9 protein-coding genes are annotated in these 12,129 nt (G+C 59.8%); 2 read left to right on the top strand and 7 right to left on the bottom strand.

What is annotated here, in order from left to right:
* Positions 1–12 precede the first annotated feature (12 nt).
* The 5 genes from C4J91_RS18695 to C4J91_RS18715 form a co-directional block, all read right to left on the bottom strand.
* Complete coding sequence (locus C4J91_RS18695) at positions 13–774, bottom strand: fimbria/pilus periplasmic chaperone (RefSeq protein ID WP_124363688.1); 762 nt, start codon at positions 772–774, stop codon at positions 13–15.
* Positions 771–3,374 (bottom strand): outer membrane usher protein, encoded by a 2,604-nt coding sequence (locus tag C4J91_RS18700; protein ID WP_164484558.1) that lies wholly within the window; start codon positions 3,372–3,374, stop codon positions 771–773. The genes C4J91_RS18695 and C4J91_RS18700 overlap by 4 nt, the downstream gene beginning before the upstream one ends.
* Before the next feature lie 20 nt (positions 3,375–3,394).
* Positions 3,395–3,955, bottom strand: a complete 561-nt coding sequence (locus C4J91_RS18705) for a fimbrial protein (protein ID WP_124363689.1) — start codon at positions 3,953–3,955, stop codon at positions 3,395–3,397.
* A gap of 51 nt (positions 3,956–4,006) precedes the next feature.
* Positions 4,007–4,528, bottom strand: a complete 522-nt coding sequence (locus tag C4J91_RS18710; RefSeq protein WP_124363690.1) for a fimbrial protein — start codon at positions 4,526–4,528, stop codon at positions 4,007–4,009.
* 447 nt (positions 4,529–4,975) lie between these two features.
* Positions 4,976–5,743, bottom strand: a complete 768-nt coding sequence (locus C4J91_RS18715) for a TSUP family transporter (protein ID WP_124363691.1) — start codon at positions 5,741–5,743, stop codon at positions 4,976–4,978.
* 110 nt (positions 5,744–5,853) lie between these two features.
* Between C4J91_RS18715 and C4J91_RS18720 the strand changes: the two genes are divergently transcribed.
* On the top strand, positions 5,854–6,723 hold the full coding sequence (locus C4J91_RS18720; RefSeq protein ID WP_124363692.1) for a LysR substrate-binding domain-containing protein: 870 nt from the start codon (positions 5,854–5,856) through the stop codon (positions 6,721–6,723).
* 188 nt (positions 6,724–6,911) lie between these two features.
* On the opposite strand, the gene C4J91_RS18725 is transcribed toward C4J91_RS18720, so the two are convergent.
* Together C4J91_RS18725 and pap are read right to left on the bottom strand one after the other, a co-directional pair.
* Positions 6,912–8,096: a thiolase family protein gene (locus C4J91_RS18725; RefSeq protein WP_124363693.1), complete on the bottom strand. Its 1,185-nt coding sequence runs from the start codon at positions 8,094–8,096 to the stop codon at positions 6,912–6,914.
* Between the two features lie 239 nt (positions 8,097–8,335).
* Entirely contained in the window at positions 8,336–9,850 is a 1,515-nt protein-coding gene (pap, locus tag C4J91_RS18730; protein ID WP_124363694.1) for a polyphosphate:AMP phosphotransferase, read from the bottom strand.
* Between the two features lie 154 nt (positions 9,851–10,004).
* On the opposite strand from pap, the gene mnmC reads away from it, so the two are divergent.
* Positions 10,005–11,996 carry a bifunctional tRNA (5-methylaminomethyl-2-thiouridine)(34)-methyltransferase MnmD/FAD-dependent 5-carboxymethylaminomethyl-2-thiouridine(34) oxidoreductase MnmC gene (gene mnmC / locus C4J91_RS18735; RefSeq protein ID WP_124363695.1) on the top strand — a complete coding sequence of 664 codons (1,992 nt, stop codon included), beginning with the start codon at positions 10,005–10,007 and terminating at the stop codon, positions 11,994–11,996.
* Positions 11,997–12,129 lie beyond the last annotated feature (133 nt).

Consider the following 12,129-nt stretch of genomic DNA (forward strand, 5'->3'; position numbering starts at 1 on the left):
TCTCCAGCAGCATTACTCATTCGCCGGCGCGGCCTGGGGGTTCACCTTGCAAGTGTCGCCCGTGCAACTGAAGGCCAGCACCGGGCGCCCGCCGTAATCGTTTACATAGGCCAAATAAGGGCTTGTCCCCAGCGCCTTGGCCGTGGCCCCCAGGGTCAGGACGCCCTTGGGTGGCACCATCAGTGGCGTAAAGCCGGGCACGGTTTTACCGTCCTTGCTGCTGCGCGCATCCACCAGGGTCACGTAGTACGGCGTCGGGTTATTCACCCGGTATTGATCGCCTTCGCGGGTCAGGGTCAGTTTCTCCTGCCAGGGGTTGGACAAGTCCTGCTGACTCGGCGCGATGGCTTGCGGTCGGTAGAACAACTTGATGCGGGTTTGCAGGGCAATCTGCAGGGTGTTGGACTTATCGCTGCGCGGCGGGATCTCCCGCAGGTTGAAGTAGTACACCGTCTCCCGATCCTGTGGCAGCGCCTTGGCCGCCGGCAATGCCTGGACTTTCACCTGGCTCTGTTTGCCCGGCTCCAAGCGTTGCACCGGTGGGAGCACGATCAACGGTGTGGTGATTTTCTGACCGGCTTCATCCTCGATCCAGCCCTGGGCCAGGTACGGCAGCTGGGTGTTGTTGTTGGTGATGTTCACGCTGGTGGCGTCTTTGCCACCGTCGAAAATCACTCGGGTACGGTCCAGGCCCACCGCCGCGTTGGCGCTCTGGCTCAAGCCCAGGGCCAACAGCGCGAAGGCCGGGAATGTGGAACGTGTGGTCGGTCTCATGAGGCTGTGTTCTCCGTATCGGTAGGCTTGCCGGTCAGCCCGGCGGGCTCGGGCAAGGTTGGGTCAGCGGCTACCACCTGGCAGCGCAATTGCAGGGCGTCGGTCAAGCCATCGGCGGGCAAGGTGGCGGGCAGTGTGAGCAGGCAGCGCTCGTCGCCGCCCCAACTGACGGACATCTGCTCGCCGGCCTGGATGCCGCTCAGGTAGACATGGCCGCCGTCATTCACGATGCCGGTGTCCTGTTGCTTGAGGTTTTTCACCGTCGCGCCGAAGGGCGGCGAACTGCCATCCGCCAGGCGCAGCACCGCCATGGCCTTTTCGCCGGCAATCACGTCCAGCGAGCGATAACCGATCGCCCCTTCGGTGAGCGTCAGTTGCGTGACCGATTGAGTGGCTTCGACGTTGCTCGGCAAGCGCTCCAGATCGACGCTGGCGGCGGTACGCTGGTAACTGCTGATATCCGAGATCACGGCCTTGCCGAAGGCATTGCTGCGCGTCGGCGCGCCATAACCGCGTACGGGCACATCGGGCACCCCGGTGGTGTCGACCATCAGGCGGGTGCCGCCGGTGCTGGTGGTTCGATGGAGCGCGGCACCGTGGGCCGTGAGCGTGGCACCGCCGCGCGCAGAGACACTGAGGCTGCTGGAACCGCCCTGCTGCCGGCTGGCGCTTAGATCGACATCAGCGTGATCGCCCATATGGCTCAGGTAACCGCTGGCAGACGTATCGCTCGCGCTGAGCTGGTAGCTGTTGCGCTCATCGAGGCGATCGCTGTAGCGCGTGGCAATGTTGTTGTTGCCGGCGCCTCGACTGGCATCCATCGAGAGCGTGCCGGTACGCCCCAACGGCAGGCTGACCGTCAGCGCCATGCCGTTATCCTTATAGTTATATTCCTGAGTGCGGTACATGTTCAGGGACAGGCTCATGTTCTTGACCGTGCCCACATTGAAGTAGCGCGACAGCGACAGGTTCCAGCGTTGCGTGTCCGGCCGGTCCCAGTAGGTTTGCTTGTTGTAACTGGCGTAGACGGTGGCGCCCAGGTCACGAAACTGCTTGTTGACCGTCACCGTATACAGCGCCTTGCTGCCGCCGATAGGCTTCCACCCCTCATTGGGGTCCCGATAATCCCCACGCCCACCGAGTTCGCCGTTCAACCCGTAATACCGGGCGTCCAGGTATTCACTCATGCTCAGGAAGTTCTTCTCGGAAAAGCGGTAGCCGGCGAATGTCACCTGGCTGTCGTACTGTTCGAAATTCTTGGAATATTGAAGGCGGTAGGATTTACCCGAGAGCGTCTCGTTCCACACGCTGGCATGGGACTGCGTGACATCCAGCGAGACGGCGCCGAACGCCAGCAAGTCGCGGCCCGCACCCACGGATAACGCTCGATAGTTGTTATCGGTGATCCCCCCACCGAACAACGACCAGCCATTGCTCACGCCCCAGGAAAACTCTCCGGTCCCGAAGACGTTGCCATCGGAGCCGTTCTGCAGATTGGAAGGTCGCCCGCTCGCCAGCTTGTAGCGGACCTGGCCTGGACGCGTCAGGTACGGCACACCGGCCGTGTTGAGTTGGAAGGTATGGACCGAACCGTCCTGTTCTTCCACGCGCACATCCAGCTTGCCGGTCACCGCATCATTAAGGTCCTGAATGCGAAAAGGACCGGCCGCGACCAGCGTCTCGTAGAGCACACGCCCCTGCTGGCTGATGATGACCTTTGCATTGGTCTTGGCCACCCCGACCACTTCCGGCGCGTAACCGCGCAAGTTGGGTGGCAGCTGGCTTTGATCCGAGTTAAGCGAGGCGCCGGTGAAGCGGAAGCTGTCGAACAGGTCCGAATACAGGTAGCTCTCACCCACCACCAGGCGCGCCTGCAGCGCCGGAATGGCGCGATACGCATAGTAGCGGCTCCATTCCAGCTTCTGCGGCCCGGCCGCCTCTTGCCGGCCACTCTCCACCCGCCCCTGCCAATCGGCCCTTATGCGCCAGGCGCCGGCATTGGCCCCGACGGTGCCGTTGCCGCTGAGATTTTTGCGCTGGCCGTCATTCTTCTGGTAGTTGGACTGCGCCGTCAGGCTGTAGTCCACCAGTAGCCCCGGCACCCCCTCGTCCCAGCGCGAAGGCGGGTCCCAATTGATGGCGTTGTACTCAAGGTAAGCCTGGGGCAGGTTGATGCTCAGGCTCGAGGTGGCCAGGTCGCCACTGACTTCCATGCCCGGCAGGCTGGTGATATCCAGGCATTCGCCGTCCCTCCACCAGGTCAGTTTGCCGGCATCCGCCGCTTTCAGGCCCAGTTGCTCGACAAGACTGTGCGACAAGCAGGCCTGGCTGCCCTTGGGATCGTTATCGGGGGGATAGAACGCTACCGATTGCTCAGGAATAGATTGGGCGTTCAGCTGCACCGCCATCGAATAAGTGCCAGGCAGAATGAACCCGCTGCGTGCAAATTGAGACAAGTCAATATTAGTGCGATCACTCAAATCGAGAACGTCGGTATTGAACTCGATATCTGCGGCGCCCATTGCAGTGCCCGCCAATGACATCAACCCGCCCAACAGTCCGGGACGGAACGTATTTTTGATTTTCGACGTATTCAACATGCAAGCCTGTCCATCACTGTTCAAAAGTATTCCAACTTGAACCGCACCGCGGCACTGTGAGCCCCAACCGCCAATGGCAAGCCGTTGCCGACCAGGAAAAACCGGTAGTTGAGTGTCATGTCGCCCTCCGCCAGTGGCACCGGTGCCATGCGTTGCCCCGGACGACTTTCCTCGCCGGCAGCGTCCACGATGTGCAGGGCAACCCCCTGCGACTCGCCAAAGACCGCGAAGGAAAGCCCTGCCCTGTCGGTGGGGCCATCGAACGTCACGCGCATGTGCTCCCAGTCCGGCAGGGTTTCACCTGGGCGCAACGGGTCGGGGCGGGTCAACGAGCAATTGACCAGACGCAACTGGAAGGGATGGTCTTCGCCCCGTGTGTTGCGCAGGAGCCGGCCAACCGGTTCGGGCGGCATTTCGATGGTTTGATCGATACTGCCCAGTTCCAGCCCGCAGGCAGAATCGATCACTTCCCCTCCCAGCAGCACGACCCCATCGCCTTGCGCAGACGCCTGGGCGACCACGCAAGGGCTGATGAACGTCGTCAATGAAGAGGCGATAGCCAGACGTATGAATGTTTTCACCTGGATCTCCCGTCAGCGCTCCCCCGCCACACTGGGTGGCGGGGGCACGACTTACTGATAAGCCAAGGTGAAATTGGTGACCGCGCTGAAATCGCCAGGCACGATCGGGGCTGAGGCGGCGCCTTGTACATATGCACCGAACTCCAGGGTGTTATCCCCGGCGGAAATGATTTGCGGGGCGGTAGGCACCCCCAACTCAACCGGGGCGCCGCCATGGGTCATCATGATGCCCACGCCGCCAGCACCGCCGACCGTACCGATCGCGCCCGGTACAGCGCCGGATGGTGCGCCGGTGAAGGTGGTGGTGACGGTGTTGTCAGTGAGGCCCGTCAGATCGCAACCTTCCAGTTCGATCAGCACGCGCCGGGCCTCCGACTTGCCCCCCGATTGCAACTGATGCTTGGCAATCGCCCCCAGGCGAACAGTTTGATCAACGGAGTCAGGCTTGATAGAGCAAGCGCCCGAATGGACCGACCCCAAAAACGTAACCGTTCCATCCGCCGCATGCGCCATGGACATCGAACCGGCCAGCAGACCGACAGACAACAGCACAGCTTTCATTTTGGTTTTCATCTACAGATTCCCACTTAACAAGTGTCATTAAGAAGCCTTGCCACCGAGAGGCACAGGGCTGATTAAAAGAGCGGTTTGACCCATGCATTGAGGGGGGGTTGCTCCTGACATTCTTTTCCAACTTTTTGTATTGCATTTCAGGACCACACTCAACGCCGGGCAAGTGTCCGCCTCACACTTGAAGAAGTAAGCCAGCTGTTTCGTTTAACGATGTAGCCTTTGCATATCAAGGCGCGCAGGAAAATTATGGCACTTTGCCAAAACTTTGAAAACGACTGAAGGAATGGGACTACACGCGAGTTAATGCGAATAGTTTAGAGCAGGACATAGCCGTAAGAATAGGGCTACACGCACTAAACAAACAACAAACTTTATTGGGGATTTGCAACCAAAGAATATAGCTGCGGAGCGAGGGGTATGTCCGAACGGATAGGTGATGGCAACGAGCTACGAACCGAGAGCCAGCCCCATTCTTCCTATTAAAAATATCAGCAGAATCAAAAAAAACACCCTGATAAACCCGCTGCCAAATCTTAATGCCAGGAAAACCCCGGTCAGGGAACCTGCAATATTACACAGGGCAACCACTCCACCTATCGCCCACAATACGTTGCCGGATGGCACAAAAAATATAAGGGCCGCGCTGAAAGTCCCTAAATTAACCAGCTTTGCAGAAGCTGAGGCGTTTAGAAAATCAAAACCGAAATATTTGACGAATACAAAGAGTAATAGACTGCCGCTACCGGGCCCAAACACGCCGTCATAGAAACCAATTACACCACCGAAGAAAATGCCCAACAAAACTTCCCTGCTGCCGCAGTGCTTGTGTGAGCTCACCAGCCCTATATTTTTCTTGATAAACGTGTAGCCTGCCATAGCTATCAGGAGAAAGAACACAACATACTCCATCAGCCTCTTAGGAATGATAGAGACGGACATGGCCCCAACAAACGCAAAAATAAAAGCCGAGACCATGGTGGGAAGCATTAATTTCCATATGATCCTTATTCTTTTCAGGCAACTAAATATAGAGGAACAATTCCCTGCCAATACAGCAAGTTTATTTGTTCCAAACACCGTGGCGAGACTGTACTGAGGTAGGACGTGCAGCAGCGCTGGCAATTGTACAAGCCCTCCGCCGCCAACCGCAGCGTCTATTAACCCGCCGCAAAAAGCAAAAAAACCTAATGCAACCACAGCCTGTTCAAAGTCCATATAATATATCCGACCAGCATTTGGGTTCAGGGCTAATAACATAATTTATTGATTAGCTTGCAACAAGTAACTTATACTGAACCCATCATTCACTTTTAGTGAGCAATGGAATGGAACTCTCACAACTGACTATGTTCAAGGTGGTTGCCGATCAAGGCAGCATCATTCGGGCCTCCGAACTGTTGCATTGCGTTCCGTCAAACATAACAAACAGAATAAAAGCGCTAGAGAAGGAGCTTGGCGCTTCCTTATTTATACGAAAGGGCCGAGGGCTTGTTATCAGCCCTTCCGGACGATTGTTTCTAGAATACACAAATAAAATCTTGTCATTGTGCCAGGAATCTCGAAGAGCGCTTGACCCTGCATCAGTGGCTTGCGGGGTATTGAAGATTGGTGCAATAGAGTCTGCTGCGACAGGAAGACTGCCCAAGCTGCTGTCCACTTATCATCAACACTACCCCGCCGTGCAAATGGAATTCAGTACGGCAACCTGGCCACAGTTGGTGAATGATGTGGTTGACCTTAAGCTGGATGGCGCGATCATTGCTATGAGCCCTGAGCACGCAGATATTGAATGTGTGGAAATCTACCAGGAAGAGCTCGTGCTAATTGCGTCGGCGTCTGCAGGGACAATTCGAGGGCCGCGGGATCTTGGCGGGAAAAACATATTCATGTGGCCCGAAGGATGCCCTTACAGGAAGTCGCTGGAAAACTGGCTGGCTGATTGCGGCGTAGCGAACGCCATAACAAGCATTGCCAGTTATGGCACCATACTCGGGTGCGTCAGTTCAGGGGCGGGCGTATCGTTAGTGCCTAAGGGCATGTATGAGCAGTTTCGGAAAATGGGTGGAATCAGCGGTTATGAATTCAGTGAGTTACTACCTATAACAAACTATTTCATCTGGAATAAAAACGTTAAAGTTTATCCTGCAAAAGATAAGTTTGCAGCTTTGTTAATGGAACAGTTTAAACACCTTTGAGCTTTTCGATGCAGGATGGCTTGCGCAAGCTTGCTCATTCCTGATCCAACATTCTGGTCGGCTGTCAGGCCGCCATCGGGGGCAAGTCGAATCGTCGCACCGCCCCTCCCACATTTGGATCGCGGGGCATCAGTTCAGGCAGTCGTCGGCTGCCGAGCCGTCAGACTCCCGCCTTCAGTGGCCGCGCACTAGCGCACAGCTTCAAACAACCCGGTTGCCCCCATCCCGCCGCCCACGCACATAGTGACGACGCCATAGCGTAAATCACGTCGTTGCAGTTCCCGCACCAGGTGCCCCACTTGCCGCGACCCGGTCATGCCGAATGGATGGCCGATGGCGATGGAACCGCCGTTGACGTTGTATCGGGCATTGTCGATTTCCAGGCGATTACGGGCGTACAGGCACTGTGAGGCAAACGCTTCATTGAGTTCCCACAGGTCGATATCCGCCACCTGCAAGCCTTTGGCCTTGAGCAGTTTAGGCACCGAGAACACCGGGCCGATGCCCATTTCGTCCGGCTCGCAACCGGCCACGGTAAACCCGCGAAAGAACGCCTTGGGTTTGAGCCCCAGCGCCAGGGCTTTTTCCAGGCTCATCACCAGGGTCATCGAGGCGCCGTCGGACAGCTGCGACGAGTTACCCGCCGTCACCGAACCGTCTTCGGCAAACACCGGCTTCAGGCCACTGAGGCTGGCCAGTGTGGTGTCGGGGCGATTGCAGTCGTCGCGGTCGACCACGCCATCGAGTACCTGCACCTGGCCGGTGTGCTTGTCTTCGACGCTGTACTTGACCGCCATCGGCACGATTTCATCGTCGAACAGGCCATCGGCCTGGGCCTGTGCCGTGCGCTGCTGGCTTTGCAGGGCGTACAGGTCCTGGTCCTCGCGGCTGACCTGGTAGCGCCGCGCGACGATTTCGGCGGTCTGGCCCATGGGCAAGTAGATACCAGGCACCTGCTCTTTGAGCAGCGGGTTGATCAGGTGGTCGGTGTTGACGCTCTTCATGGTCAGGCTGATGGATTCGACGCCGCCGGCGACGATGATGTCGCTGCAACCCGAGGCAATCTGGTTGGCCGCGATTGCAATCGCTTGCAAGCCCGACGAACAGAAACGGTTGAGCGTCATGCCCGCCGTGCCGGTGCCCAAGTGTGACAGAACCGCCACGTTACGCCCGATGTTGTAGCCCTGGGCACCTTCGTTGGAGCCGGCGCCGACGATGCAGTCCTCCACCGTCGCCGGGTCGATACCATTGCGGCTCAGCAGCGCGTTGACGCAATGGGCCGCCATGTCATCAGGGCGAGTCTGGTTGAACTTGCCGCGAAAAGACTTGGCCAGGCCGGTTCGCACGCTGTCGACGATCACTACTTCACGCATGGGGCTACCTCGATCTTGTGGTTGTGGATCGAGGATAGAGCCGGGCCCTGGGCAGGCGCGATGATCATTCACTGCATGGATGCAAAAGCATGAGGCCGGGATGCGGTCTACCTGATGTGTGGAGATCAAATGTGGGAGGGGGCTTGCTCCCGATAGCGGTGGGTCAGCTTCGAATATGCTGGCTGATACACCGCTATCGGGAGCAAGCCCCCTCCCACACTATCGAGCGAGGCAGCCCGCTATTTCTTTTTCTTCTTGTCGTGCTTGTCGCTCTTGGCAAACGCGTCTTCCAGCGCTCGGTTGAGGGTGCGCAGCACCTTGATCCGCGCCCAGCGTTTGTCGTTGGCTTCCACCAGGGTCCAGGGTGCGATTTCGGTGCTGGTGCGGTCGACCATGTCGCCCACCGCCGCACGGTAGTCGTCCCACTTGTCACGGTTGCGCCAGTCGTCTTCGGTGATCTTGAAGCGCTTGAAGGGAATCTCTTCGCGGGCCTGGAAACGCTCCAGCTGGGTGTCCTTGTCGATGGCCAGCCAGAACTTGACCACGATCACCCCGGCATTGCGCAACTGCTCTTCGAAATCATTGATCTCGCCATAGGCGCGCATCCAATCGGTCGGGGTGCAGAAGCCTTCGATGCGTTCCACCAGCACCCGCCCATACCAGGAGCGGTCGAACACGGTGAACATGCCGCGCGCCGGGATCTTCTGCCAGAACCGCCACAGGTAGGGCTGGGCGCGCTCGTCTTCACTGGGCGCGGCAATCGGCACGATGTGGTACTGGCGCGGGTCCAGCGCGGCCGCCACGCGGCGGATCGCCCCGCCCTTGCCGGCCGCGTCGTTGCCCTCGAACACGCTCACCAGTGCGTGCTTGCGCATGCGTTTGTCGCGCATCAGCCCGGAGAAGCGCGCCTGTTCGGTAATCAGTTGTTCTTCGTAATCGTCCTTGTCCAGGCGCAGGCTCAGGTCGAGGCTGTCGAGCAGGCTCTTTTGGTCCACCGACGCGATCAACGGCGCCGGGTTCATGCCACTGGCCTTGCCCTTGGGCAGTTTCAAGGCATTTTGCAGGCCCTCAAGCAGAATCTTGCCCACGGTGAGCCCACGGTAACGGGGGTCGACCCCTTCGATCACATGCCACGGCGCATAGTCGCGACTGGTACGGCGCAGCACGCGTTCGCCAAAATGGACGAATTTGTCGTAGGTCTCGGACTGCTGCCAATCCAGCGGGCTGATGCGCCAACTGTGCAGCGGGTCATCGGCCAGCGCCTTGAGCCGCGCCTTCATCTGTTTCTTGGACAGGTGAAACCAGAACTTGAAGATCAGCGCACCTTCATCGCAGAGCATCTTCTCCAGGCGCTCGGCCCCGGCGATGGCCTGGTCGAGACGGGCGTCCTTGATCTGGTCGTGAACGCGGCTTTGCAGCATCTGGCTGTACCAGTTGCCGAAGAAAATCCCCATGCGCCCCTTGGCCGGCAATTGCCGCCAGTAGCGCCAGGCCGGTGGGCGCGCCAGTTCCTCATCGGTCTGCTGATCGAAGGTGCGCACTTCGATCAGGCGCGGGTCCATCCACTCATTGAGCAACTTGACCGTCTCGCCCTTGCCCGCGCCCTCGATACCGTTGATCAGGATGATCACCGGGAAGCGCTTCTGCTGTTGCAGCTCGTACTGCACTTCCAGCAGGGCTTCGCGCAGGGCCGGCACTGCGGCCTCAAAGGTGTCTTTGTCGATGGCGTGACCGATTTCGGCGGATTCGAACATGGGCAGCTCCATTTCAAGATGGCTCAAGACTAGCGGATTGGGCAGCGGCACGCGGCAGGAAATTCCACCGAGGCTTGCCATGGCTCAATTCATGGCGTGTCGATCGGCTAGAATGGCCGCCTGTGTTTGCCCGCTGTCTATTTATGAGCCGCCCATGACCCCCATCGCCCACGCCCAGCTCGACTGGGACGACCACGGCCGCCCGCATTCGCGGATGTTCGACGACGTGTACTTCTCCACCCAGTCGGGCCTTGAAGAAACCCGCTATGTGTTCCTGCAACAGAACCGCTTGCAGGAGCGCTTCGCCGCCTTGCCGGCGGGCGGGCGGCTGGTCATCGGCGAGACCGGCTTCGGCACGGGCTTGAATTTTTTGTGCGCCTGGCAGCTGTTCGACCAACACGCGGTAGCCGGGGCACGCCTGCATTTTGTCAGCGTGGAGAAATACCCGCTGAGCCACGCTGACCTGCGGCGCGCCCTGGCCCTGTGGCCGGAGCTTGAACCTTATGCCGAGCAATTACTGGCGCAGTACATCGCCATCCATCCAGGCTTCCAGCAGTTGGTGCTGGACCACGGCCGCGTGACCCTGACGCTATTGATCGGCGATGCCCTGGAGCAATTGCCGCAACTGGATGCACAGGTCGATGCCTGGTTTCTCGACGGCTTCGCCCCGGCGAAAAATCCTGACATGTGGACCGCCGAGCTGTTCGCCGAACTGGCGCGCCTGGCAGCACCGGGCTCGACCATCAGCACCTTCACCAGCACCGGTTGGGTACGGCGGCTGATCAACGCCGCCGGGTTCAAGATGAAACGCACGCCGGGCATCGGCCATAAGTGGGAGATCCTGCGCGGGGAGTTTCTCGGTTGGCCCGAACACACACCGCGGCCCGTCACTGGCGCGCCGTGGTTCGCACGGCCGGCGCCCGCGCCGAGCGAACGCCGGGCTCTGGTGATCGGCGGTGGGCTGGCTGGTTGCTGCACGGCGGCCAGCCTGGCGGCGCGGGGCTGGCAGGTGTGCCTGCTGGAACGTCACGCGGCCTTGGCCCAGGAAGCCTCGGGCAATCCGCAGGGCGTGCTGTACCTGAAACTGTCGGCCCATGGCACGGCGCTGTCACAGTTGATTGTCAGCGGCTTCGGCTACACCCGTCGGCTGCTGGAGCATTTGCAGCGCGGGGTGGACTGGGACGCCTGCGGTGTACTGCAACTGGCGTTCAATCCCAAGGAGGCCGAACGCCAGACCCAACTGGCCGAGGCCTTCGCGCCGGACCTGCTGCACCGCGTGGATGCGGCCCAGGCCCAAGCCCACGCGGGTATACCGCTGGAGATGGGCGGGCTGTTTTTCCCCGAAGGCGGCTGGGTCAATCCGCCCGCCCTGTGCGCGTGGCAGGCGCGGCATCCCAGCGTGGAGGTGCGCTTGCATCAGGAGGCGCTCACCTTGCACCGCGTCGACGGCCAATGGCAGGCCCGCAACGGTGACACGCTGGTCGCCAGCGCGCCCGTGGTGGTGCTCGCCGGCGCCGCCGAGATCAAGCGCTTTCCCTTCAGCGCCACGCTGCCGCTCAAGCGGATTCGCGGGCAAATCACGAGCCTTGCGCAAACTGTCGAGAGCCGAGCGTTGAGCACGGTGGTGTGCGGGCAAGGTTATGTTGCGCCGGCCCGTTTGGGCGAACACACCCTGGGCGCCAGTTTCGATTTCAAGAGCGAGGACCTCACGCCTACCCTCGCCGAACACGCCGATAACCTGACGCTGCTGCGGGAAATTTCCCCAGCCCTGTTGCACGCCTTGCACGCCGACACTCAGCCGCTTGAAACCCTGGAAGGCCGAGCGGCCTTCCGCTGCACCAGCCCCGACTATCTACCCATTGTCGGCCCGCTGGCCGATGCGAGCGCGTTTGCCGAGGCGTACGGCGTGTTGGCCAAGGACGCCCGCCAGGTACCCGATACGCCGTGCCCGTGGCTGGACGGTGTGTACATCAACAGCGGCCATGGTTCTCGCGGCCTGATCACCGCGCCTTTATCGGCGCAACTGCTGGCGGCGTGGCTGGATAACGAACCGCTGCCGTTGCCCGTCAGCGTTGCCCAGGCCTGCCATCCCAACCGGTTTGCCCTGCGCGAATTGATTCGCGGCAAAGCGCGACCAGCGCCCTGAGCGCGAAACGGCGAAAGCGGCGGTGCCATTAGCTAAAGTCCACTTATAACTTATCGTTCTAAAACTCCCGGGTTGTGCCTGGGGTCAGTTTCTGGGTAAGCGCCCTTTTGGTGCGTATTGAGTATTGACCCCT

Origin of the sequence: Pseudomonas sp. R3-52-08, from assembly GCF_003851745.1 — a bacterium.
GTDB lineage: Bacteria > Pseudomonadota > Gammaproteobacteria > Pseudomonadales > Pseudomonadaceae > Aquipseudomonas.

Coding starts and splice junctions, on each gene's coding strand:
- C4J91_RS18695 (WP_124363688.1), bottom strand. CDS start 774: ATGAGACCGACCACACGTTCCACATTCCCGGCCTTCGCGCTGTTGGCC.
- C4J91_RS18715 (WP_124363691.1), bottom strand. CDS start 5,743: ATGGACTTTGAACAGGCTGTGGTTGCATTAGGTTTTTTTGCTTTTTGC.
- mnmC (WP_124363695.1), top strand. CDS start 10,005: ATGACCCCCATCGCCCACGCCCAGCTCGACTGGGACGACCACGGCCGC.
- C4J91_RS18725 (WP_124363693.1), bottom strand. CDS start 8,096: ATGCGTGAAGTAGTGATCGTCGACAGCGTGCGAACCGGCCTGGCCAAG.
- C4J91_RS18700 (WP_164484558.1), bottom strand. CDS start 3,374: ATGTTGAATACGTCGAAAATCAAAAATACGTTCCGTCCCGGACTGTTG.
- pap (WP_124363694.1), bottom strand. CDS start 9,850: ATGTTCGAATCCGCCGAAATCGGTCACGCCATCGACAAAGACACCTTT.
- C4J91_RS18720 (WP_124363692.1), top strand. CDS start 5,854: ATGGAACTCTCACAACTGACTATGTTCAAGGTGGTTGCCGATCAAGGC.
- C4J91_RS18710 (WP_124363690.1), bottom strand. CDS start 4,528: ATGAAAACCAAAATGAAAGCTGTGCTGTTGTCTGTCGGTCTGCTGGCC.